At 69.8% G+C, this 23,191-nt stretch carries 23 protein-coding genes; 7 read left to right on the forward strand and 16 right to left on the reverse strand.

Annotated elements, in window-relative coordinates:
- Positions 1 to 7 precede the first annotated feature (7 nt).
- From FHR20_RS12420 to FHR20_RS12430, 3 genes are read right to left on the reverse strand one after another with little or no spacing between them, the layout of a single operon-like run.
- Positions 8 to 574: a sigma-70 family RNA polymerase sigma factor gene (locus FHR20_RS12420; protein ID WP_167299932.1), complete on the reverse strand. Its 567-nt coding sequence runs from the start codon at positions 572 to 574 to the stop codon at positions 8 to 10.
- On the reverse strand, positions 571 to 1,011 hold the full coding sequence (locus FHR20_RS12425; RefSeq protein ID WP_167299933.1) for a periplasmic heavy metal sensor: 441 nt from the start codon (positions 1,009 to 1,011) through the stop codon (positions 571 to 573). The genes FHR20_RS12420 and FHR20_RS12425 overlap by 4 nt, the downstream gene beginning before the upstream one ends.
- The gene (locus tag FHR20_RS12430) at positions 1,008 to 1,274 is read right to left on the reverse strand and encodes a hypothetical protein (protein ID WP_167299934.1); all 267 of its coding nucleotides are present in this window, start codon (positions 1,272 to 1,274) and stop codon (positions 1,008 to 1,010) included. Before FHR20_RS12430 ends, FHR20_RS12425 begins: the two co-directional genes overlap by 4 nt.
- A 196-nt stretch (positions 1,275 to 1,470) precedes the next feature.
- On the opposite strand from FHR20_RS12430, the gene copC reads away from it, so the two are divergent.
- Entirely contained in the window at positions 1,471 to 1,839 is a 369-nt protein-coding gene (copC, locus tag FHR20_RS12435) for a copper homeostasis periplasmic binding protein CopC (RefSeq protein WP_167299935.1), read from the forward strand.
- Between the two features lie 2 nt (positions 1,840 to 1,841).
- Positions 1,842 to 2,759: a copper homeostasis membrane protein CopD gene (copD, locus tag FHR20_RS12440; protein WP_167299936.1), complete on the forward strand. Its 918-nt coding sequence runs from the start codon at positions 1,842 to 1,844 to the stop codon at positions 2,757 to 2,759.
- Positions 2,760 to 2,909: 150 nt separating this feature from the next.
- Here copD and FHR20_RS12445 read toward each other — a convergent pair whose 3' ends face one another.
- Complete coding sequence (locus FHR20_RS12445) at positions 2,910 to 4,199, reverse strand: Hsp70 family protein (RefSeq protein ID WP_167299937.1); 1,290 nt, start codon at positions 4,197 to 4,199, stop codon at positions 2,910 to 2,912.
- Positions 4,200 to 4,311: 112 nt separating this feature from the next.
- On the opposite strand from FHR20_RS12445, the gene FHR20_RS12450 reads away from it, so the two are divergent.
- Genes FHR20_RS12450 through FHR20_RS12460 form a run of 3 tightly spaced genes read left to right on the forward strand, consistent with a single transcriptional unit; the run spans position 4,312 to position 8,209 of the window.
- The gene (locus FHR20_RS12450) at positions 4,312 to 5,919 is read left to right on the forward strand and encodes a DUF4153 domain-containing protein (protein WP_167299938.1); all 1,608 of its coding nucleotides are present in this window, start codon (positions 4,312 to 4,314) and stop codon (positions 5,917 to 5,919) included.
- Positions 5,920 to 5,930: 11 nt separating this feature from the next.
- A complete protein-coding gene (locus FHR20_RS12455; protein ID WP_167299939.1) occupies positions 5,931 to 6,632 on the forward strand; it encodes a response regulator transcription factor in 702 nt (233 codons plus the stop codon).
- Positions 6,617 to 8,209 (forward strand): sensor histidine kinase, encoded by a 1,593-nt coding sequence (locus FHR20_RS12460; protein WP_341786441.1) that lies wholly within the window; start codon positions 6,617 to 6,619, stop codon positions 8,207 to 8,209. The genes FHR20_RS12455 and FHR20_RS12460 overlap by 16 nt, the downstream gene beginning before the upstream one ends.
- Positions 8,210 to 8,234: 25 nt before the next feature.
- Here FHR20_RS12460 and FHR20_RS12465 read toward each other — a convergent pair whose 3' ends face one another.
- The 11 genes from FHR20_RS12465 to FHR20_RS12510 all read right to left on the reverse strand — a co-directional run bounded on the left by FHR20_RS12465 (position 8,235) and on the right by FHR20_RS12510 (position 19,725).
- Complete coding sequence (locus FHR20_RS12465) at positions 8,235 to 9,638, reverse strand: efflux transporter outer membrane subunit (RefSeq protein ID WP_167299940.1); 1,404 nt, start codon at positions 9,636 to 9,638, stop codon at positions 8,235 to 8,237.
- A 5-nt stretch (positions 9,639 to 9,643) separates the two neighbouring features.
- A complete protein-coding gene (locus FHR20_RS12470) occupies positions 9,644 to 10,747 on the reverse strand; it encodes an ABC transporter permease (protein ID WP_167299941.1) in 1,104 nt (367 codons plus the stop codon).
- On the reverse strand, positions 10,747 to 11,877 hold the full coding sequence (locus FHR20_RS12475; protein ID WP_167299942.1) for an ABC transporter permease: 1,131 nt from the start codon (positions 11,875 to 11,877) through the stop codon (positions 10,747 to 10,749). The genes FHR20_RS12470 and FHR20_RS12475 overlap by 1 nt, the downstream gene beginning before the upstream one ends.
- Entirely contained in the window at positions 11,874 to 13,601 is a 1,728-nt protein-coding gene (locus FHR20_RS12480) for an ATP-binding cassette domain-containing protein (RefSeq protein ID WP_167299943.1), read from the reverse strand. The genes FHR20_RS12475 and FHR20_RS12480 overlap by 4 nt, the downstream gene beginning before the upstream one ends.
- Before the next feature lie 118 nt (positions 13,602 to 13,719).
- Positions 13,720 to 14,727 (reverse strand): HlyD family secretion protein, encoded by a 1,008-nt coding sequence (locus FHR20_RS12485; protein WP_167299944.1) that lies wholly within the window; start codon positions 14,725 to 14,727, stop codon positions 13,720 to 13,722.
- Positions 14,724 to 15,347 carry a CerR family C-terminal domain-containing protein gene (locus tag FHR20_RS12490; RefSeq protein WP_167299945.1) on the reverse strand — a complete coding sequence of 208 codons (624 nt, stop codon included), beginning with the start codon at positions 15,345 to 15,347 and terminating at the stop codon, positions 14,724 to 14,726. Before FHR20_RS12490 ends, FHR20_RS12485 begins: the two co-directional genes overlap by 4 nt.
- Positions 15,348 to 15,453: 106 nt before the next feature.
- Complete coding sequence (locus FHR20_RS22700; protein ID WP_208413574.1) at positions 15,454 to 15,600, reverse strand: hypothetical protein; 147 nt, start codon at positions 15,598 to 15,600, stop codon at positions 15,454 to 15,456.
- A 75-nt stretch (positions 15,601 to 15,675) separates the two neighbouring features.
- The gene (locus FHR20_RS12495; protein WP_167299946.1) at positions 15,676 to 17,073 is read right to left on the reverse strand and encodes a UdgX family uracil-DNA binding protein; all 1,398 of its coding nucleotides are present in this window, start codon (positions 17,071 to 17,073) and stop codon (positions 15,676 to 15,678) included.
- Positions 17,074 to 17,095: 22 nt separating this feature from the next.
- Positions 17,096 to 18,115: an SO2930 family diheme c-type cytochrome gene (locus tag FHR20_RS12500; RefSeq protein ID WP_167299947.1), complete on the reverse strand. Its 1,020-nt coding sequence runs from the start codon at positions 18,113 to 18,115 to the stop codon at positions 17,096 to 17,098.
- Positions 18,112 to 19,302 (reverse strand): parallel beta-helix domain-containing protein, encoded by a 1,191-nt coding sequence (locus tag FHR20_RS12505; protein WP_167299948.1) that lies wholly within the window; start codon positions 19,300 to 19,302, stop codon positions 18,112 to 18,114. The genes FHR20_RS12500 and FHR20_RS12505 overlap by 4 nt, the downstream gene beginning before the upstream one ends.
- A gap of 63 nt (positions 19,303 to 19,365) precedes the next feature.
- Positions 19,366 to 19,725: a VOC family protein gene (locus FHR20_RS12510; protein ID WP_167299949.1), complete on the reverse strand. Its 360-nt coding sequence runs from the start codon at positions 19,723 to 19,725 to the stop codon at positions 19,366 to 19,368.
- Positions 19,726 to 19,833: 108 nt separating this feature from the next.
- Here FHR20_RS12510 and FHR20_RS12515 point away from each other — a divergent pair, with 108 nt between their 5' ends.
- Positions 19,834 to 20,307 (forward strand): Lrp/AsnC family transcriptional regulator, encoded by a 474-nt coding sequence (locus FHR20_RS12515; RefSeq protein ID WP_167299950.1) that lies wholly within the window; start codon positions 19,834 to 19,836, stop codon positions 20,305 to 20,307.
- Between the two features lie 34 nt (positions 20,308 to 20,341).
- Here the strand turns inward: FHR20_RS12515 and FHR20_RS12520 are convergent, their stop codons facing one another.
- The gene (locus FHR20_RS12520) at positions 20,342 to 21,589 is read right to left on the reverse strand and encodes a putative DNA modification/repair radical SAM protein (protein ID WP_167299951.1); all 1,248 of its coding nucleotides are present in this window, start codon (positions 21,587 to 21,589) and stop codon (positions 20,342 to 20,344) included.
- Positions 21,590 to 21,687: 98 nt separating this feature from the next.
- Here FHR20_RS12520 and FHR20_RS12525 point away from each other — a divergent pair, with 98 nt between their 5' ends.
- Complete coding sequence (locus FHR20_RS12525) at positions 21,688 to 23,172, forward strand: hypothetical protein (protein WP_243857303.1); 1,485 nt, start codon at positions 21,688 to 21,690, stop codon at positions 23,170 to 23,172.
- The last annotated feature ends 19 nt before the right edge of the window (positions 23,173 to 23,191 follow it).

Raw genomic sequence — 23,191 nt, forward strand, 5'->3', positions numbered from 1 at the left:
CGCCGGATCAACGCCCCAGCGCTTCGCCCAGCCTGATGCGGGCACGGCGGAGGCGCATCTCGACCGCCTTTACGGTGGTCTGCAGCACCGAAGCGGTTTCGGCCTGGCTCATGCCCTCGATCGCGTGCAGGACAAGCGGCTCGCGGAGCGACGCGGGAAGATCGGCGATCGCGCGGCGAAGGCGCGCGAGCGCCTGGCGGTCGCCCGCCATCCTTTCCTGATCGGGCCGATCGTCCGGCACCGCCATGGCCATGTCGTCGACATCGCGGGCGAAGGTGAAGAACCGGCGGACGGTCCGGCGTCGTCCCCAGTCGCGACATTTGTTGAGGGCGATAGCCGCCAGCCAGCTGCGCATCGGCCGCGCCGGATCGTAGCGGCGCAGTGCCCGATGCGCCGAGAGGAATGTCTCCTGGGTCAGGTCCAGCGCCTCGTCGGCATCGGAGACATTGCCGAGGATCAGCCGATAGACGGGGCTGCGATGGCGGCGCACGATCTCTGCATAGGCAGCGTCGGTTCCCGCCACGGCCAGCGTGGCGAGGTCGCCATCGGACAGGGAACCATAGTCGGACCTCACCGCGCGTCGGCGGTGAGCGCATGAACCACTGCGCGATCGAACACGGCCTGCTGGTCGGGCCGCAGGATTTCCCGCATGGCGAAGATGTGCGCCAGCGTTTCCTTCTGCAGCTCACCCATCGCGCGATGCGAGGCATCGACGGCCGCGGTCACGCGCGGGCCGATGCCATGCTCGGCTTCGATCGCTTCGGCCAGCCGGGCATTGTCCGATTTCATTTCGAGCTCCAGCGCCTGGCGGCGGACCGCGAAACTCTGTTCGAGCGCTTCGATCCGCGCCTTCTGCCCGTCGTCCAGCTTCAGCTGGTGGTGCAGCACCGCATGGAGTTCCGAGCCCTGATGCCCCTGTACCGGGATCAGCGCACGGCCCACCCAGACCCCGGCGACGGCAGCCAGAAACGCGATGGCGGCGACGATGGCCGCAAGCCTGGCCTGCCTCATCGCTCGGCCAGGAGCAGCGTCGACGGCGCCAGCGAAGCGGCCCCGCCAAAGGGCGCCGCCGCGGAAGCGGGCGACGTGCCGGGCCCGGCAGCCGCCGCGCCCAGCGCAACGGCACCGATGCCGGCGATTGCGGCCATGCGGATCCCCGTACGCGCTTCGCGCCTTGCCCTCAGGCCCGCCAGCACTGCATCCTCCATCCCGTCGAGCCCGGGATGATCCGTGGCCGCCAGCCTGCGCAGCGCTGCGTCGATCTCGGTTTCCATTGTCCGCTCCACTTCCCTTCGTTCCAATACGCAGCCGAGCGCATGCGCCCTCGCCCATTCTAGAGCCGTTGCCGGTGCCGGCACAGGGGCGACGCGCGACCGGCGGCCACGACATGGGACGCCCCGGGATGAGGGATCGATCCCCGCCCCGCGTATCGATCGTGCCGGCAGCTGGCCGGCTCATGGAGTTTCGACAATGCGCCTTGGAATCCTCACTGCCGCCGCGTTCGTGATGGCGACGCCCGCGCTGGCCCATCCGAAGCTGATGTCCGCCACCCCCGCGCCCGATTCGATCGCCGCCGCGCCGGCCAGGCTGCAGCTGGTCTTCTCGGAAGCGCTCGTCGACAAGTTCTCGGGCGTCGACCTGGTGATGACGGACATGCCCGGCATGAAGATGTCCGCGCCAATGAAGATGCAGCTCACCACCGCCCTCTCGCCGGACGGCAAGACCATGATCGTGTCCCTGGCGAAGCCATTGCCCCGCGGCGCCTACAAGCTCGACTGGCATGCCGTCTCCAACGACACGCACCGGGTGCAGGGCAGCTACACGTTCAAGGTGAAGTGAGCATGGACGCGCTCGGCGTCGCCATCAGGCTCGCGCTCTATCTCGACCTGGCGGCGGCGTTCGGCGTGCCCTTCTTCGCGTTGTGCGTCGCCGGCGCGCGCGCGGCGCTGCCCCTGCGCGGCATCATGATCGCGACCGGGCTCGTCGGAATCGGATTGTCGGCATTCGGCCTGGTGGTGACCGCGGCGGCCATGGCAGGCATGCCGGTCGGGCAAGTGGATGCCGGGACGATATCGACGATCCTGACCGACATGCCGTTGGGCAAGGCCTGGGCGGCGCGCATCGCCGGGCTGGTGCTCCTCGTCCTTTCGGCGTTCCTGGCCGCGGGAAGGCCCGGCGCCGCACTCGCGGCGGCATCCACCGGCGGCGGCACCGCGCTCGGCACCCTGGCCTGGTCGGGGCACGGCGCCATGGACGAGGGCGGGATCGGCTGGCTCCACCTGGGCGCCGACATCGCCCACCTCGTTGCCGCCGGTGCCTGGGTCGGCGCGCTCCTCTATCTGCTGCTGCTGGTGGCGCGGCCGGCAGCGCGCATGGATGCCGACCATCTCCGCGCCACCCACCGTGCGCTGGACGGCTTCTCCCATATCGGCACCCTGGTGGTGGCGGCCATCGTCGCCAGCGGACTGGTGAACATGCTGCTGCTCGTCGGCCCCTCCAACATGGCGGCGCTGCCCGGCACGCTCTACGGGCAGTTGCTTCTCTTCAAGCTGGCGCTGTTCGCGGCGATGCTCGGCTTGGCGGCGGCGAACCGATATCGGCTCGCGCCGGCGCTGCGCGCCCGCATCGAGGCGGACGACCATCGCGGCGCCGTCGTCGCGCTGCGGATCAGCCTGGCCCTGGAGGCCGCCTGCGCGGCGACCGTGCTGGCGCTCGTCGCATGGCTCGGCACCTTGCAACCGATCGTCGCAACGGCATGAGCAGGCCGGTTGCCGATCTACAGCCTATCCCGGGGACCGCCCACCGCCTATTTCCGGGCGGGCAGGCGCGCATAACATTCCCCGCCGGTCGAAGGGCGCCCGCTCGCACGGGCGAATAAGGCATTCCGCAAGCCGCTGACCGGCCGCGCCTCAAGCCGCCCAGGCGGATACGTCCTCCTGACAGCCGATCAGCGCGAGCCCATGCGCGATCGACGTGAGCTCGCCGCCGGCCGCGATCCTTTCCCCGCCGAAACGCGCCTCGAACAGCCGGCGGACGCGGGGCGTGAGCGACGTGCCGCCCGTCAGGAACACGCGGTCGATCGCCTGGGCATCCATGCCGGCAAGCGCCAGCGCCCGATCCACCGCCGCCTCGATCCGGGCCATGTCGGGTGCGATCCACGCTTCGAATTCGCCACGGGTGACATCGGCTTCGATCGCCAGGTCGCCGCCCTCGAAATGGAAATGCGCGGCTTCCTCGGCGGAGAGCGCCCGCTTGAGCGCGCCGACCGCATGATAGAGCTGATAGCCCAGCTCGCCCTCGATCACCGCGATCATCCGCCCGATCGCCTGCGGATCGAGCGCCGCGCGCCGGAGCTTCTCCAGCTCGGCGAGCGTCTTGCGGTTGCGCATCAGCGCCAGGCGCGACCAGTCCGAGAAATCGGCGAACCAGCCCGCCGGAATGTCCAGCACCTTGTCGAACGAGCGATAGCTTCCGCCCTTGCCGAGCAGCGGCAGGATCAGATGCTCGACGATGCGCTGGTCGAACCGGTCGCCGGCGATGCCGACGCCGGCATGGGCGAGCGGGGAGCAGCGCCGCACCGCTCCCGGCGCCTCGATCCGCACCACCGAGAAATCGCTGGTGCCGCCGCCGAAATCCGCCACCAGCACAGTCGCCGGCTCGGCGATCCGCGTCGCATAGCTGAACGCCGCGCCCAGCGGTTCATAGACATAATAGACCTCGGCACCGAACCCGGCGAACATCGCGTCGTAGCGCTGCCGGGCGAGCGCCGGGTCCGGCCGGCTGCCGGCATATTCGACGGGGCGGCCGACCACCACGCGCCGCGCGCCGCCGGCCAGCGCCCCCTCGGCCCGCGCCGCCATCAGCGCCAGGAAAGTGCGGCCCAGCTCCTCGAAGCGCAGCCGCCGTTCGAAGACGATGGCATGCTCGAAGCTCGCGCTCGCCGCGACCGACTTGAACGACTGGAGGAAGCGGCTGCCCTCGGGAAAGTCGAGATATTCGGCGATCGCCCAGGGGCCGGCCGCGACGCCCAGCCCGCCGCGCTCCGCCTCGTCCTGCCAGAAGCAGAGCGCCGAGCGGAAGACGGGATCGCCGCGTTCGGGCCCTGCCAGCCGCACCAGCTCCGACCCCCCATCGCCCGCCAGCGCCGCGACGGAATTGGTGGTGCCGAAATCGAAGCCGAGGGCGGGAAGCGCAGTCATGGTCCGGGCGCCTCTATCGCCCTGCATCGATCCTGCACAACCTCTCCTTGGCCCGCTGTGCTCCGGCTGGACGGTGCGGGCGCATCGACGCTCCCGAACCTGGGAGACCCGCATGGCCCGCACCGCACGCTTCACCTTCCTGTGCAAGATCGCCGCCGCGATCGCGATCATCGCCGCGATGGACCGGCTGTTCTTCGACGGCGCGGCGGGATCGTGGATCGGCGGCTTCGCCCTTGCCTGGATCGGCGCGCTGCTCGCCACCCGCCCGGCGCTTCGGCGGCGGCCGAGCCTGGTGGCGCTGGCGATCGCGGCGGGGTTCGCGATCGTACTGGCGCAGGATCCCGGCGGCCTTGGATGGGCGCTGTTCTGGAGCGCGCTTTCGATCGCCGCGCTGATGCCGCGCATCGGCAGGTTCGACGATGCCTGGCGCTGGAGCCTGCGCCTGGCCGCGCACGGGCTGAGCGGGCCGCTCGCCCCCGTGCTCGACCTGATCCGCCTCGCCCGCCTGCCTCAGCGCCGCGCCGGGCATAGCCCGGCGGGGCTCGCCGGCCTGCTCGCCCTGCCGCTGGCGATGACCGCGCTGTTCGTCGCGCTGTTCGCCAGCGCCAACCCGATCATCGCCCAGGCGTTCACCCGGGTCCGCCTGCCCGGTTTCGCCGAGCTGCTGTTCTGGGCCATGCTGCTGGCGCTGGTCTGGCCGAGCCTGCGCCCCACCCGCTGGGCCACGCGCGCCGCGGCCCTCCTGCCGCGCCCGGAGATCGCCCGGCCCGGCATCCCGGCCCCCTCGCTGCTGCTTTCGCTCCTGCTGTTCAACCTGGTGTTCGCGATCCAGAACGGGCTCGACCTCGCCTTTCTGTGGAGCGGCGCGCCCCTGCCCGGGGGGGTGACGCTTGCCGACTATGCCCATCGCGGCGCCTATCCGCTGATCGCCACCGCCCTGCTTGCCGGGCTGTTCGTGCTGGCGGCGCTGAAGCCCGGCTCGGCCAGCGCCGCCAATCCGGCGATCCGCCGGCTGGTGGTGCTGTGGGTGGCGCAGAACCTGTTCCTCGTCGCGTCCTCGATCCTGCGCACGCTCGACTATGTCGCCGCCTATTCGCTCACCGGCTTCCGCATCGCCGCGCTCGCCTGGATGGGGCTGGTGGCGATCGGGCTCGCATTGATCTGCTGGCGGATGCTCCGGGGCAGGAGCGCCGCCTGGCTGATCAACGCCAATGCGCTGATGGCGGCCCTGGTGCTGAGCGCGACAAGCATCGTCGACCTCGAGGCGAGCGCCGCCGCCTGGAATGTGCGCCATGCCCGCGAAACGGGCGGGCGCGGAGTGGAGCTGGACCTCTGCTATCTCGCGCAAACCGGCCCCTCCTCGCTCCTCGCCCTGGTCGCGCTCGAGCGCCGGCCGCTGCCGCCCGCGTTCCGCGACCGGGTGCGCCATGTCCGCGGACTGGTCATGGCCGACCTCGCGCGGCGCCAAGCCGGCTGGCGGAGCTGGACCTGGCGCGGACGATATCGGCTGGAGACGGCGCGGCGCCTGCTCGGGCCCAATCCGCCCATCGCGGCTCCGGCGTCGCCAGGCACGGAACGGGATTGCGGCGGGACGATCCGGCCCATCGCCGTCGAGCAGCCCGCTCCCATGGCAGGCCCGGCCACCGCGCCGACCGGCGACGCCATCGCCAATGCCGTCGCCAACGCCACTCCGCCGTTGACCGGAGCACCCTCGCGATGATCCAATGCCCCATGCCCCGCACCATCCTCGTCGCCGATGACGATCCGCACATCCGGCAATTGCTCGTCTTCGCGCTCGCCAAGGCGGGGCTGGAGACGATCGAGGCGGCGGATGGCGAGGAAACGCTGCGGATCGCGGAGAGCCGCCAGCCCGACCTGATCGTGCTGGACATCAACATGCCGCGCATGGACGGGCTGGAAGTCTGCCGCAGACTGCGCGCAGAGGGCGGCCTGCCCATCCTGTTCCTCTCCTCGCGCGACGACGAGATCGACCGGATCCTCGGCATCGAGCTGGGCGCCGACGACTATGTCACCAAGCCCTTCTCGCCGCGCGAAGTGGTGGCCCGGGTGATGGCGGTGCTCCGCCGCACCGCCGCGCACCCGCCCGCCGTCGATCGTGCCGCCGGAGCGATCCGTCACGGCCGGCTCGCGCTCGACCCCGAGAGTTGGGACGCCAGCTGGGCGGGCGCCCCCGTGCCGCTCACCGTCACCGAGTTCGGCATATTGCGCACGCTGGCGGCCATGCCCTCCAAGGTGTTCAGCCGCGACGCGCTGATCGATCGGCTGCGCGGCCCGGGCTTCGCGCTCACCGACCGGACGATCGACAGCCATGTCCGCAACTTGCGCGCGAAGTTCGCCCAGGCCGGCGCGCAGGACCTGATCGAGACGCGGCCCGGCATCGGATATCGCATCGGCCCGTGTTCCGGAGCCTGATCGAAGCGCTCAAGGCGCCGGTGCGGCGCCACTGGCCGCGGCTGCGGCTGCGCACGATCCTGCTCGCCACCTTGATGTTCGTCGCCGCCCTGCCCGGCATCGGCGCCCTGTTCCTGCGCGTCTATGAGAATACGTTGGTGCGCCAGACCGAGGCGGAGCTGATCGCCCAGGGCACCGCGCTCGCCGCCGTCGCCAGCGCCGAATGGCCGAGCTCGGTCGGGCCCGAGCTGGTGCGCGAGCCGCACCGCACCTCGAGCGGGATCGCGGGCGGGCCGCTCTCTACCATCGACCTCGGCACCAGGCCGCTGCCGGAGCGCCCGGAGCCGGTCGCGCTGCCGGGAAGCGCGGCCCCCGATGCCCTGGCTGCCGCCGGCCGGCTCGCTCCGCTGGTCAACGCCACCGGAGACGCGACGCTCGCCTCGATCCTCCTGCTCGCCCCCGACGGCCGCATCCTGATCGGCAGGAACACCGGCAAGAGCCTGGCCGGCCTGGCCGAACTCGCGGCGGCGGCCGGCGGACGGCCCGAGACCGTGCTGCGCCGCCGCGGCGACTATCATCCCGAATATGCCTTTGAATGGCTGAGCCGCGCATCGGGCCTGCGCATCCATCATGCCCGCCCGGTGCTGGTGAACGGCAAGGTCGTCGCGGTGCTGCTGCTCTCGCGCTCGCCGCGCGCGCTGTTCCGCGGGCTCTATGAGGATCGCGGCAAGATATTGTTCGGCATCGGCGCGATCTTCGCCACGCTCGTCGTGCTGAGCGGCCTGCTCTCGCGCGGCATCGCCCGGCCGATCGAGATGCTGAGCCAGGCGACTCGCGACGTGGCGCGCGGCGGCGGCATCGTGCCCGACGTGCCGCGCACTGCCGCGATCGAGATCCAGGCGCTATATGCCGACTTCGCCACCATGGCCGGCGCGATCGACCGGCGCTCCCGCTATCTGCGCGACTTCGCCCATGCGGTGAGCCACGAGTTCAAGACGCCCCTGGCCGGCATCCGCGGCGTGATCGAGATCCTCGAGGATCACCATGCGGAAATGAACGAGACCGACCGCCGCCGCTTCCTCGCCAATGCCGGCGCCGATGCCGACCGGCTCGCCCAGCTCGTCACCCGGCTGCTCGAACTGGCCCGCGCCGACATGGCCGAAGCCGAGACCGGCGCCTCGGCCGACATTGCGCTGGCGCTGCACCGGATCGCCGATGCCTGGGCGGATCGCGGGCTGGTCGTCACGATCGACCTGCCCGACGCGCTGCCCGGCGCCGCCTTGCCCGGGCCGATGCTGGAAGCGATCGTCGGCAGCCTGGTCGAAAACAGCCGCCAGGCCGGTGCCGATCGCGTGCGGATCGCTGCAACGGAAACGGGAAGCGAGATCCTGCTGGCCGTCGCCGACAACGGCCCCGGCATCCCGGACGCCGATCGCGCCCGCATCTTCGAGCCCTTCTTCACCAGCCGCCGCGCCGCCGGCGGCACCGGGCTGGGCCTGCCGATCGCCCGTTCGCTGCTCGCCTCGCATGGCGGCACGATCGCGCTGGCGGCGGCGGAGCGCGGGACCCGCTTCGAGATCCGCGTGCCGGCCGCCTAGCGATTCGGGCCGGCCGCGGCTGCGCTCAGCTCCAGCCCCCGCCCAGTGCCTTGTAGAGCGCAGTCGCCGCCTGCGCCTTGGCCGCGCGCGCCTGCTGGTCGCGCTGCTGCGCGGAGAGGAGGGACTGGCGCGCGCGCTCGAACGTCAGGCGATCGTCCTCGCCGCGGTCCGCGCGCTTCCGGGCAAGCGCGAAGGCACCCTGCTCGCGCTCGAGCGATGCGGCGGCCTCGTCCGCGGCGGTACGGGCGTTGAGGAAGCGGTTGATCGCAGCCTCGCTGTCCGAAAGCGCACCAAGCACTGCCTTCTCATAGCGGGCCGCCGCCTGATCGGCGCGCGCATCGGCGGCACGGATCTGGGCGCGGATCGTGCCGCCCTGGAAGATCGGCCAGGAGAAGCTGGGCCCGATCTGGAGGCGCGTGGAATCGCCGGAGAAGAGATCGCCGGGCTTGCGCGCCTGCTGGCCGATGCTGCCGAGCAGGCTGAAGCGCGGGAAGAGATCGGCGGTCGCGACGCCGATATCGGCCGTGGCCGCGGCCAGGTCGCGCTCGGCGCGGCGCACATCGGGGCGGCGCTCGAGCAGTTCCGAGCGGAGCCCGACCAGGATCGCGTCGGGGCTCGCCGGCAGCGCGACCGGCGCCTGCAGCTCGGGCACCAGCTGTTCGGGCGCCACGCCCGCGAGCGTGGCGATGCGATAGGCCGCGGCCCCGGCCTGCGCCCTGGCATTGGGCACCGCCGCCGCGCTTGCCCTGGCGGCGGCGTCGGCACGATCGAGATCGAGGCGCGACGCCTCGCCCGCATCGAAGCGCAGGCGGGTAAGGCGGGCCAGCTCGGCATTGGAAAGCGCCTGCTGCTCGGCGGTGGCGGTATCGGCCTGGGCGGCGCGCAGGTCCATATAGCTGCGCACCACTTCGGCGATCAGCGTCAGCATCACGTCGCGCCGGGCGAATTCCGCGCTCTGCTCGCGTGCCGCCGCGCCCTGCATCTGGCGGGTGCGGCGCCCCCAGAGATCGATTTCCCAGCTCGCGTCGAAGCCCAGGTCGAAGAGCGGGAAGTCGCGCGAGAAGCCGGGAAAGGGGATGCTCCCGATCGGCAGCTGGCCGTTGTTGCTCAGCACATTCTCGGTTCCGGAGCCGGTGGCGGTCACGCTGGGCAGCCGCCCGCCCGCGATCGCCTCGCGATTGGCCCGCGCCTCGGCGAGCCGGCCCTGCGCTTCCTTGAGATCGGGGCTGGAGGCCACCGCCCGCCGCACCAGCGCGGAGAGCTGCGGATCGCCGAACCGGTCCCACCATGTCAGATCGACCTGGCCCGGCGCGCCGGCCTCCAGCCATTCGGGCGCCGCCCTGGTCTCGGGCGCATGATAGTCCGGCCCGACCGTGCAGGCCGAAGCCAGCAGCAGGGGCGGCAGGAACAGGGGAAGCGAGCGGATCATCGGGATCACTCCATGCGCGCGCGGAAGAGCCAGGCCGAGGCGGAGAGCGTGACGCAGGCGATCAGCGCGAGCGGCCAGAGCTGATGGAACACGGCCGCCGCCGGCATCGCCTTGAGGAACAGCCCCTGGACGATGACGAGGAAATAGCGGGCAGGATCGAGATAGGTGATGGTCTGCAGCCAGTCGGGCATGTTGTCGATCGGGCTGGCATAGCCCGAAAGCAGGATCAGCGGCGTGGTGACGAGGAACACGCCGAGAAAGGCCTGCTGCTGCGTCTGCGAAGCCGCGGAGACGAGCATGCCCATGCCGATCAGCGCGAGCAGATACATGCCGAGCGACAGCCAGAAGAGCAGCAGCGATCCGGTGAAGGGCACACCGAAGACCAGCGGCGCCACCACCAGATAGACGCTGCCGTTGATCATGCCGATCACGAAGGGCGGCACCATCTTGCCGATCAATATCTCATGGACGCGCAGCGGCGAGACCATCAACTGGTCGAACGTCCCCAGCTCGCGCTCGCGCGCCACCGATTGCGAAGTGATGGCGAGGCCCGCCACCGACGTGATGATCGCGACCAGCGAAGGCAGCGTGAACCAGATATAGTCGAGCGCCGGATTGTACCAGTTGGTCACCACGCTGCCGCCCGCCGCGCCGCGGACCTGCGCGGGCGCGAGTTCGGCGCCCATGGTGCCGGCGATGTTGGTGACATAGCCGGCCACGATCTGCGCCGCGTTGGAGCGGCGGCCGTCGAGCACCAGGCCGATGGTGGCGCTCTCGCCGCGCGCCAGCTTGCGGTCGAAATCCTCGTCGATCACCAGGGCGGCGATCACCTTCTGGTTGTCGATCGCCGACTTGAGCACGGCCGGGGTCGCCAGCCGCTCGATCCGGCGGAAATTGGGGCTGCCGGCGATGCGCTGGACCAGCTCGACCGAATGCGCGCCCGAACTGCGGTCGAGGATGCCGATATCGACATTCTTCACGTCGAGCGTGGTCGCATAGGTGAAGATGAAGAGCTGCATCAGCGGCGGCACGAACAGCACCAGCCGCGCCTGCGGATCGCGCAGCACCGCCCACATCTCCTTGACGATCATGGCCAGCAAGCGCCGCATCAGTCGAGGCTCCGGCGCGTGACGCGAAAGGACAATGTGAAGAAGACCATGCCGAAGACGAGCATGATGCCGATATTGGGGAGGATCAGCCCCCATTGGTCGCCGGCAAGGAACACCGTCTCGAGGCTGGGGATCAGGTAGCGCGCGGGGACGATATAGGTCAGCGCCTGGATCGGCCAGGGCATCGAGCCGATCTCGAAGATGAAGCCCGAGAGCAGGAAGGTGGGCAGGAAGGCGGAAAGCAACGCCACCTGGCTCGCCACGAACTGGTTCTTGGTCGCGGCCGAGATGAACAGGCCCAGGCCCAGCGCCGGCATCAGAAAGGCCGAGGAGATGGCGTAGAGCGCGAAGATCGAGCCCCGGAACGGCACGCCGAATATCCAAATCCCGATCACCGCGCAGAGCGTCATCGAGGCCTGGGCCAGGAAGAAATAGGGGATGACCTTGCTGGCGATGAACTCCGCCATCGAGATCGGCGTGGCCATCATCGCTTCCATCGTCCCCCGCTCCCATTCGCGCGCGACGACGAGCGCGGTGAGCAGGGTGCCGACCATCGTCATCACATTGGCGATCGATCCGGGGACGAGGAAGAACTTGCTCTTGAGCTCGGGGTTGTACCAGTAGCGCGCCGAGATGGTGACCGGCGCTTCGCGGGCGCCGGGGTCGCGCTCCAGCCCCTCGGCGGCGGCCCAGGTCGCGCGGACACCCTCGCCATAGGCCGCGGCGAAATTGGCGGTATTGGGCTGGGAGCCGTCGGTGACGATCTGGATCGGCGGCACCTTGCCGCGCTTCACGCCCTGGCCGAAATCCTGCGGGATGACGATCAGCGCGCGCAGCTCGCCGTCGATCAGCTTGTCGCGCACCTCGGCCACGCTGCGCGCCTCGGTCACCTGGAAATAGCGCGAGCTGCGATAGGCCTGGGCAAGGCGCAGGGCAGGAGCGCTGCCGTCCTGGATCACCAGCCCCACCCGGGTGCACGTGCTGTCGAGCGAGACCGCATAGCCGAACAGGAAGAGCAGGATCATCGGCAGCACGAAGGCGATGAGGAAGGTCGAGGGATCGCGCAGGATCTGCGCGCCCTCCTTGCGGACCAGCGCCGCCAGGCGCCTGAGGTCGAAGCGGAAACTCATGCGGCTTCCTTCTCCTCCCGCTTGCGGTCGAACGCCTCGATCAGGGCGATGAAGGCGTCCTCCATCGTCGGGTCCTCCGCCCCGGTGCGACGGGCGGCCTCGGCCTTCAGCTCGTCGGGCGTGCCGGTGGCGATCTGTTCGGCGCGGTAGATCAGCGTCGCGCGGTCGCAATATTCGGCTTCGTCCATGAAGTGGGTGGTGACCAGCACGGTCACGCCCTTCTCGACCAGCCCGTTGATGTGCATCCAGAATTCGCGGCGCGTGACCGGATCGACGCCCGAAGTCGGTTCGTCGAGGAACAGCACCGGCGGCTCGTGCATCACCGCGCAGGCCAAGGCGAGGCGCTGCTTGAAGCCCAGGGGCAGCGTGCCGGCGTTGACGTCGAGCTTGTCCTGCAGCTCGAAGATCTCGATCATCGCCGCGATCGCGCGGCGCGCCTTGTCGCGCGGCAGGTCATAGGCCCCTGCGAAGAAGTCGAGATTCTGGCGAACCGAGAGATCGCCGTAGAGGGAGAATTTCTGGGCCATATAGCCCAGCTGGGCACGGGCATCGGCGCGGCTGTGGCGCAGCGACCTGCCCGCGACCGCGCCGGTCCCCGATGTCGGCGAAAGCAGCCCGCAGAGCATCTTGAAGGTCGTCGACTTGCCCGCTCCGTTCGGGCCGAGAAGCCCGAATATCTGGCCTCTCGGGATGCGGAAGTTCATGTCCCTGGCTGCGGTGAACTCGCCGAAGACCTTGGTGAGGCCATTCGCCTCGATCGCATCGACATCGGTTTCGGGGATGGTGCGATAGCGTTCCGCCAGTGCGGAGGTGCCCTTGGGGCCGCCGCCCAGCCGCTCGATGAACCCGTCCTCGAAGCGCGGAGCGGCCGCGTGGACTTCGGTGCCCGGGCCGGCCGCGAAGGCGCCGGCATCGGGCACCGGCCTGCCGTCGCGGAGCAGCAGGCGCACCGAGCGGCCCTGGATCGTGCCGTCGATCACATCGTCGCGGTCGAGCGCCTGGGTGAGGAAGGCCCGGCGGCGCTCCTTGAAACCCGTCACGCGGATCACTCGGTCCTTGACCCGGCCGGTCAGCTCCGCCGGCGGCCCGTCGAACAGCAACTGCCCCTCGTTGAGCAGATAGACGGTGTCGCACTTCTCCGCCTCGTCAAGATAGGCGGTCGACCAGAGCACGCCGATGCCCTGCCCGGTCAGATCCCCCACCATGCTCCAGAGTTCGCGGCGGCTGATCGGGTCGACACCGACGCCGGGCTCGTCGAGCAGCAGCACCCTGGGCGTCTTCACCAGCGCGCAGGCAAGGCCCAGCTTCTGCTTCATGCCGCCCGAGAGCTTGCCCGCCAGCCGGTCCTGGAAGCGGGCCAGATCGGTGAACGCCAGCAGCCGATCGAAGCTCGCCTGCTGCGCGTCGCGCGGCAGGCCGCGCACTTCGGCGTAGAGCCTGAGGTTCTCGATGACCGACAGGTCTTCGTAGAGTCCGAAGCGCTGGGGCATGTAGCCGAGATCGTCGAGCCTTTCCCCGGGCTTGCCGCCGAGCATCTCCACGGTCCCCGAACTTGGCGCCATCAGCCCGGCGAGGATGCGGATCAAACTGGTCTTGCCCGCCCCGTCCGGCCCGACCAGCCCGGTGATCCGCCCCGGCGCGATCGCCATCGCGACGCCGTCGAGCGCGCGATTGTCGCCGAAGCATTTCACCAGGTCGGCGGTGCGGGCGAGGGGTTCGGTCATCGGGCGCCCGCCCGATCCTTCGGCGATGTCGCTTGCGGCACGCCCCCTCCACCACCGGCTGCGCCGGCGGTTCCCTTCCCCCTCCGGGGGAGGATTCGAGGAAGGACCGCCACCCCCCTCAATCCTTGTGCTTCGGACGTGCGCCCGGGACCGAAACGCTGACCGGCTGGCCCTGGCGCAGCGCATCGTCCGGATCGTCGACGATGATGCGCAGCTGATAGACGAGATCGGTGCGCAGATTCTCGGTCTCGACCGTCTTCGGCGTGAACTCGGCGCGCGGCGAGATGTAGCCGATCGTGCCGTGATAGTCTTTCGGGTTGCCGTCGGCGGTGACCGTCACCTTCATCCCCGGGCCGATCCGGCTGAGATCGCTCTCCGCGACATAGGCGCGCACGCGCAGCGGCCGCAGGATCGCCAGCGTCAGCACCGTCTCGCCGGGCTGGACGATCGCACCCGGCTCGCGCGCACGCGTCACGACCGTGCCATCCGTCGAGGCGAGCAGCCGGGCATCGCCGAGATCGGTGGCAGCGCCCTGGCGCGCGGCAAGGGCGGAACGGACGTCGGCGGCCGCCGCGGCGACGTCTTCCTTGCGGCTCCCGGCGTTCATCAGCGAGAGCGCCTGGCGGGCCTGGGCGAGATCGGCGCGCGTCTTGTCGCGCGTCGCCACCGTCTGCTCCCACACGTCCCGGCTGATCGCGCCGGGTTCGACCAGCGGCTGGCGCCGGGCATAGTCGCGCTCGGCATCCCGGGCGACCGCGGCGGCGGCATCGACACGGGCGCGGGCCTGGGCGATGTCCTGCGCGCGATTGCCGTTGCGGAGCTTGGCGAGCTGCGCCTCGGCCTGCGACACCTGCGCGTCCGCCTGGGCGATACGGCTGTCGAGCGTGGCGGCATCGAGCGTGGCGAGCAGCTGGCCCTGCTTCACATGCGCGCCTTCCTCCACTCCGATCGCGGCGATGCGGCCGCTCACCCGGAAGCCGAGATCGACTTCGCGAATGTCGACATTGCCGTTCAGCCTGAGCGCGCCGTCGTCCCGCGCCTTGAACAGGCCGAAGCCGCCGGTGGCGATCGCGGCGATCACCAGCACGACGATGACGACGAGGATCGCGATGCGGCGGCGGTTCATGCGGCATTCTCCGACAGGATGCAGAGGGCATTGGCGCGCAGCCGCGCGCGAAGGAGCGTCCGGGTGCGCTCGTCGATCGTCTCGACCGAGAGGATGCGGGTGACGGCGGCACGGCAGACGCGCAGCACCAGCGTCTGGCCGAACAGCATGATCCCCATGGCCAGCACCTCGCGCTCGCCAAGATCGGTACGGATACGGGCAAGGAGCGCGACGAAGACCCCGACGACCTCCTGCATCACGCCGGTATAGATCCGGTCGAATGCCTCGGTAGGGGCCTGTTGCTCGCGCGTGATGAACAGCGACCAGGCTTCGGATTCGGGGCGGATCATCATCAGCGCGAAGCCGTCGAGCAAGGCGAGCAGCGCCTCGGTCGCCTGTTCGCGCGTGCCGGCGCGCGCGGTTTCGCGGGCGACTTCGAGCGCGGGGCCCTGGATCTCGCGGACGCAGGCGGCGATGTGATCGGCGGCGGCCAGGTACAGCCCCTGCTTGCCGCCGAAATGATAGGTGATCGAGGACATCGCCGTGCCCGAGGCGCGCGCGATCTCCCGCGTGCTCGCACCTTCGAAGCCGTGGCGGCCGAACTGGTCGATCGCCGTTTCGATCAGCGTCTGGCTGGTCATCGCACACTCTGTTCGTTCGAACGAACAATACTGCACGACGATGCAGGGAGCAAGCCCCGCCGCATGACGCGCAGCGGCGCCGGGGGTTCAGCGGCTTGGGATCCGATCAGGAACGATCGCGATCGTGGTCGCCTCGATGCGGATGATCCCTGTGATGATGGTCGCCATCATAGCCCGGGCGGCCATCCCCGTGGCAACCGGCCAGGGCCATCGCGGCCAGCGCCAACGCGCCGGCCATGCATAGGGTGCGCATGTGCTTTCTCCTTCAGGCCATGACAACGCGCGGCTTCCGAGAATTCCCCCCGCAGCTTGCGGGGGGAGGCCCGGATCAGGCCAGCAGCTTCGCGGCCTCCGCCAGATCCTCCACGAACGCCGCGAATTCGTCCTCCGCCCTTGCCCGGTCGGGCAGGCGGAGGAGATAGCTGGGGTGGATCGTCACCCAGCCTAGCCCGCCTTCGGGCAGCGCGATCGGCCGGCCGCGCATCGCCGCTACCGTCCCTGCCTTGCCGAGCAGCTGGCGAGCGGCGGTCGCACCCAGCGCGACGGTCATCTCGGGCTTCACCAGCGATCGTTCCTGCTCGTACCACCAGCGACAGGCCTGGATCTCGCCGGCATCGGGCCTGGCATGGATACGGCGCTTGCCGCGACGCTCGAACTTGAAGTGCTTGACCGCATTGGTGAGGTACACCGTGTCGCGATCGATCCCGGCCGCAGCCATGGCGCGATCGAGCACGGCCCCGGCAGGGCCGACGAACGGGCGGCCGGCCAGATCCTCCTGATCGCCGGGCTGTTCCCCGACGAGCATCATCCGGGCATCGGCCGGGCCTTCGCCGAACACGGTCCGCGTGGCATGCCGGTGCAGGTCGCAGCGGGTGCAGTGCGCGGCCTCGTCGCGCAGCGCCCGCCATACCGCCTCGGCATTGCCGCCCGGCCCGGCACGTGCCGTCGCCACCATCGCCGTCTCCCGCTGGCGCGCGGTTGCGACCAGCTCCCGTACCAACGCGGTTTCGGGCATGTTTCTCCAGTATCTGCGCGGCATTTCCCGGAGCATCGCACCGGTCTTGAGCCGGGCCGGATTGAAGATCGCGGCGTAATAGGTCTTCCAGATATCCTCGACCGGATCTTCCCCGGGGGCGTCCGCCCTGGCGGCGCCGGGGCCTTCGCGGAGCGTCTCGCCGTCCCAATGGAGCGAGAGTGCGGGCGTGAGGATAGACCAGCGCATGTTCGCGAAGCGCTCGACGAAGAAGCGGGCATTGGCGCGGACGATGTGATGGGCCGGCTCGAACCAGGCGACATAGCGGGTGTTTGGTTCGCCGGTGCCGGGGAAAGGCAGGGCCTCTCCCACTTCGCGGAAGCGGACAAAGGCGCGCATCTTGTGGATGTCGCGGCGGACTTCGCGCGCCATCGCCTCGATCCGGCGGACGCGCGGATCGGCCGGGTCGGCGATGCGGCGGGGATCGCCGGCGAGCAGCGCATAGAGCAGGGCGAAGCGCTCGCGGTCGCGGTGCAGGATCGCCGATCGGGCGAGATCGACGAACGCGCGCGGGACCTTGAGGGCGCCGGGCGCGGCCGGCGGCAGCGCGGTTTCGCCGGCGAACAGGTCCGTCGGGGCCTTGCCGATCTGCCAGAGGATTTCCGATGCGGGGACGCCGGCCCGGGCAAGCCCGCGCGCGGCATCGCGCCAGCCTTCGAAATCGTCTTCGCCTGCCAGGGTAACGACGCGCACTTTGCCCTCCGGTTGGAGGGTTCTAACGCCCCGGCGCGGATTTCGGCATCGATTCGATCCACTGGCGGACCAGCGCGACGCCTTCCTTGTGGACGGTAGCCCGGCCGAGCTCGGGCATGGCGATGCCGGGATCGGTCGATTCCATCCGGTAGAGCAGGATCGAAGCGTCGGGCACACCGGGAACGATGTCGAAGTCGCGCGTGCCTGCCCCGCGGCCGGCGGCAGTGGGGCGCTTGAACAGCCCGCGCTGCTCGGGATCGGTGCGGGCGAGGTCGAGGAACAGGCCCGAATTGGAGGCGGCGCCCCGCGGATTGTGGCAATGCGCACAGTTGATCTCGAGCCAGGCGCGGGCGCGCGCATCGAGCGGCGCGGCCTGGTCGTCCCAGCGGGCGACGCGGGGCGCGTCGGGCGGAAGCCGGTCGAGCATGCCGGCGGCCAGCATCTTCTCGAGCTGCCCGCCATGGTTGAGATAGTGCGCCTTGATGCCGATCGGCGTGACCCGGCCGGCAAGGCCGTGGCAATCCTTGCACTGGTTCTGGTTGGGCACGGCATAGGAGATGGCGTGCCGCTCGCCGGAGGGATCGACGAAGGCGACGGGGATGCGCGTGCCGGCGCGCCGGATATCGGCATCGCTGCCCTCGGCGTTCCAGACATAGGGAATCGGCACCCAGCCGCCGGCCCGGTGGAGCAGCACGCGGGTCTCCAGCGGCTTGAACCGGCCGTCCACCGGATAGCCGAAGGTCTTGACCAGCGCCGCGCCGACGGGGAGGTCGAGCGGCCCGTCGGGATCATATTTCGCCCGGGCGCCGGCGGGCAGGTAGATATAGCGCTCCTTGGCCGCATAGTCCGAGAAGAGCGGAGTATCGAGGTCGTAGCGGAACAGGCCCTGGGCAGGCATGCGCGCCGCGAGATCGGTGAAGAAGCCGAATTCGGAAAGACGCGCGGGATAGCCCTCGCCGGTGATCGCCGCATCGTTCACGCCGCCCGGCCGGCCGATCAGCGCGGCGGCGAACAGGGCAACCGCGCCGAGCAGCGCCTTCATTTGGCGGCCGCCTCCATCGCGGCCGGCAGCTTGAACGTCCGCCAGGGCGACGGGGCCGCGTTGTCGAGCTTGATCAGCTGCGGCTTGGCGGTCTCGATACCGGCGCCGAGCGCGAGGCCGAGGGCCAGCACCGGCCCGTCATCGCCGACAAGGCGCACCTTGTCGCCGCCGGTGCCGTCCCAGAAGACCGGCGGAAGCGTGCCGCCCAGGGCCGCGGCAAGCTCCTTGCCGCCGGGCATGGCCGGCGCAAAGCCCGTGCGGCCATGCTTGTTGCCGGCGAGGCGGATGTTGCGGGGATAGGGATCATAGCCCTTGTCCTCGAAGGGCTGGCGATAGGCGACGACCATGATGTTGGCGGTGCCGTTGCCGCTGAGCTCATTGCCGGTGACGCTGACGTCGTTCTCGGCCATGACCAGCACGCCGGTGCCGGTGGGGACAGTGGCGACGGTATTCCCCGGGGGAGCGAAATTGGGCGTATCGTTGTCGACCACCCTGTTGCCCTTGACCAGGACATAGCCCGCCCCGCGCTTCGGCAGCGCCGGCAGGTCGAACACCAGGATACCGCCGGTATTGTGCGCGGCGAGATTGCCGGTGACTTCGGCAAGGCCGCTATTCTCGATCTCGATCCCGGCAACATTGTACATCGCCGTGGAATTGCGCACGACGATCCGGTTGGACTGGCCGACATAGATGCCCGCGTCCGAAGCGCCCTTCACGGTGACGCCGTCGATCAGCACGTCCTCGCTCTCGACCGGATAGACGCCATAGGCGCCGTTGGTCGCCTTGGGCCCGCCGGTCCATTCGACGCGGACATTCTTGTAGACGATCCGGTCGGCCCCCTTGGACTTGATGCCGTCGCCCTTCGAATCCTCCACCGCGAAGTCGCGCAGCACCACATCGTCCGACGTGACGAGCAGCCCCTCGCCCGCGCCCAGCTGGCCCTTGAAGCTGAGCACCGTCCGCTCGGTGCCGGCGCCGCGCACCGTGACGCCGTTGACGTCGAGGCTGAGCCCGTCGGTCAGCTCGAAGCGGCCCGCGCCGATGCGGACGGTGTCGCCCGGCCTGGCGTCGAGCAGCGCGGACTGGAGCCGCTCCTGGGCATTGGGCCCGGCCTCGACGACGATATCGCGGGCCAGGGCCGGAGTGGCGGCGAGCAGCACCGCGGCGAGCGCGCAGAATCGAAGCATCCCTCTCTCCCTCTTGCGTATTTTTGAAGATGATACGCCGATCGGGAGAAATTGACAGGCCTGTCAGTTAGGGCCGTGGCAGACGAACTCGATCAATCGCCCGTCGGGGTCGCGAAGATATCCGGCATAATAGTTGGGATGGATATGCGGGGCGAGCGCGGGCGCGCGGTCGAGGACATGGCCGGCGTCTCGGCCGGCGGCATAGATTCGGTCGACCGTGGCGCGATCGGGAGCCGTGAAGGCGAAGTGGAGATCCGACGCCGCTTCGCCCTCGACCAGGAACAGGTCGAGCACGGTCTCGTTGCCGAAGCCCTTGGCCGGGCCGTCGACCTTCTGGGTATAGCCGAGCGGCGCCAGGGCGTCGGCATAAAAGGCCAGGCTCTCGGCCAGGCGGGTGGTGCGGATCTCGATATGGTCGATCATGGAACTCTCCTTCGCACCGGGAGATAGGGGCGCGCCCGCGCGGCTTTTCCGCGAAGAAGGGAGTCAGATCGGCAGATTTCGGCGCATTTGCGCGCTAGGGTGCGGCGAATGGCCCAATCCGATCTCGACCGCTTCGACCGCAGGCTCCTCGCCCTGGTCCAGCGCGACGCGGCGCAGACCGCCGATGCGCTGGCCGGGCAGGTCGGGCTTTCGGCATCGGCGGTGCAGCGGCGCCTCAAGCGGCTGCGCGAGACGGGCGTGATCCTGAGCGAGATCGCCGTGATCGATCCGCTCAAGGCGGGAAAGCCCAATTTCTTCCTGGCGGCACTCGAGATCGAGCGCGAACGGCCCGAACTGATCGCCCGGCTGCGCCAATGGCTCGGCGCGGAGGAGCAGATCCAGCAGGTCTATTACGTCACCGGCACCGCCGATTTCGTGCTGGTCGTCGTCGCGCCCGATGTCGGCGCCTATGACGCGCTGATGAGCCGGCTGATGGCGGACAATCCGAACGTACGCCGCTTCACCACCAATGTCGCGCTGGGCGTGGGCAAGCGCGGGTTGTTCGTGCCGATCGCCGACTAGGCCCTTCGCGCGCACCGCCAGGCCGGCAGCCCGCTCATGCCGCGAACAGTTCGAGCTGTTCCCGCTTCGGCGCGACCAGCGCATGCAGGTCGGCCCGATCGGCCAGCGCGACCGGGCGCCAGTCCTCGGCGATCAGGAAGGGGCGGACCCTGGCGATCGACGCCGTCAGCCGGGCGATATCGGCCAGGCGCAGCCGGCGCCAGCGGCGCGCGGCGAGGATCGCGTCGATCGCCTTGACGCCGAGCCCCGGCACGCGGAGCAGCGCCTCGCGGGGCGCGCGGTTGACGTCGACGGGGAAATGCGCGCGGAACCGCAAGGCCCAGGCGAGCTTGGGATCGATGTCGAGCGGGAGCATGCCGGTGACGGGATCGGCCGCCTCGGCCACTTCGCGCGGCGCATAGCCGTAGAATCGCATCAGCCAGTCGGACTGGTAGAGCCGGTGCTCACGCATCAGCGGCGGGTGACGGAGCGGCAATATGGCGCTGGCATCGGGAATCGGGCTGAACGCCGAATAATAGACGCGGCGCAGCCGGAACCGGTCATAGAGCCCGGCGGCGCGCGCGATGATGTCCCCATCGGTGGCGGCATCGGCGCCGACGATCATCTGGGTCGACTGGCCGGCGGGCGCGAATTTCGGCGCGGCCCTGTAGCGCCTGCCCGCATCGGCGCCATCGTCGATCGCGGCGCGGACGTCCCGCATCGCGTCTTCGATGCGGGGTGCCGACTTCTCGGGCGCCAGCCGGGCCAGCCCCGCCACGGTCGGCAGCTCGACATTGATCGAGACGCGATCGGCATGCAGCCCGGCCTGGCGCACCAGCTCGGGATCGGCATCGGGAATCGCCTTCAGATGGATATAGCCGCGAAAGTCGTGGACCTCGCGCAGGAGCCGCGCGACGCGGACGATCTGCTCCATCGTATAGTCGCTCGAACGGATGATGCCCGAGGAGAGGAACAGCCCCTCGATATAGTTGCGCCGGTAGAAGCCGAGCGTGAGGTCGACGACTTCCTCGGGCGTGAAGCGCGCGCGGCGGACGTTCGAACTCTTGCGATTGATGCAATAATGGCAGTCGAAGATGCAGCTGTTGGTCAGCAGGATCTTGAGCAGCGAGATGCAGCGCCCGTCCGGCGCATAGGCATGGCAGATGCCCATGCCCTCGGTCGAGCCGAGCCCCTTGCCGCCCGCCGAATTGCGCCGGGTCGTGCCCGAGGAGGCGCAGCTGGCGTCGTATTTGGCGGCATCCGCCAGGATGGCGAGCTTCGCGCGGAGATCGAGCTGCGACATATGTTCGCTTTATGTTCCAGATATTGCGGTGTCCAGCAGGTTGTGGGAGGAGATCGGCCCCTCCCCGACCCGGCGGGGAAGGATTGAAGGGGACAGCGATGCGATTGAGGATCGACCGGCATTTTCGCGCGCTGCTGATCGCGCTGGCGATCACCTGCCTGCTCGGCTTCGGCTTCAAGCAGCATTGCATGCCGGGTGGCTGGACCGATTCGGAACAGTATCTCACCGGCTGCTACAGCGATGCGGTGCCCTTCTGGACGGCGCGCGGCGTGGACAAGGGCAAGATCCCCTATCTCCAGACCCCGATCGAATATCCGGTGCTGACCGGGGCGGCGATCTGGATCGAGGGCGCCGCGACGCATCTGATCTTCGGGCGCCACGCCAACGACGCCAAGTTCCTCGGCGTGGTGACGGCAGGGAACATCGCCCTCGCCTTCCTGATCCTCTGGATGTTCCGCCGCGCCGGGATGGACCGACGGCGGCTCTGGTGGTGGGCGGCCGCGCCGCCGCTGATCCTCTATGTCGGGCATAACTGGGACATGATTGCCGTCACGCTGGCGGTGTGGGCGATGCTGCTGGCGCGCGAGAACCGGCTGATCGGCGCGGGCGCCGCGGCGGGGCTGGGCGTGGCCGCCAAGCTGTTCCCGATCGTGATGCTGCCCCTGTTCGTCCTCTCGGCATTCTTCGAGCGGGGCCGCGGCTGGCTCCACCGCGTCGTGCGCACCGGCTGGGTGAAGCTCGCCGCGATCGGCGCCTGGCTGGCGGTGAACCTGCCGATCGCCTTGCTCGCGCCGGCGAACTGGAGCGAATTCTACCGTTTCTCGCAAGCGCGCGGCGGCACGATGGCCGGGACCTGGGACGTGCTGGGCAATCTCGGCATCCTGCAGCTCGACATAGCGGGCAAGAATCTTTGCGCCGCGCTCGCCTTTGCGATCGGCGGCGCAGCCATTATCGGCCTGGGCTGGCGGCGCCACCATGCGCGGCTATGGCTGCTGTCCACGCCGCTGCTCGCCTGGTTCATGCTGACCAACAAGGTCTATTCGCCCCAGTTCGACTTGTGGCTATGGCCGATGCTGGTGATGACCGCGCCGCGCCTATGGCCAGTCGCGCTGTTCGCGGTGACCGGGATCTTCGCCTATTTCGCCGAATTCTGGTTCTTCGCCGGGATGGATGGCGCCTGGCCGGCGGCGAGCACCATCGACATCGCCTGCGCCGCTGCCGCACGCGCCATGGTGATGCTGTGGATCATCGCCGATTGCGTGCTCCGCCAGCCGCCGGAATGGGTGGGGCGCTGGCCGATCGGGGCTTGCTCCCCGCCGGACTCGCCCCCCCGCGCGAGCGGGCCTAGCGGCCTGCCTCAAGGCAGCGGCAGATTCTCTTCGGCCTTCTTGCGGGCCCGGGCATCGGCGCGGGCGATGGTCGCCTGCCGGACGAAGCAGCCGGTGCCGCCGCCGGCGCCGGTGGTCGAGCAGCTGCCGGTGCCGAAATTGCCCGAAGTGAGCGCGTCCTGCGAACGCACCGCCCAGCTCTCGGTCTTTTGCGGCGGACCGGCTTCCTCGCGCAGGTTCGAGGGGATGCGATAGCGCTCGCGCTCGTCGAGGC

This window comes from Sphingomonas leidyi (assembly GCF_011761945.1).
Classification (GTDB): domain Bacteria; phylum Pseudomonadota; class Alphaproteobacteria; order Sphingomonadales; family Sphingomonadaceae; genus Sphingomonas; species Sphingomonas leidyi.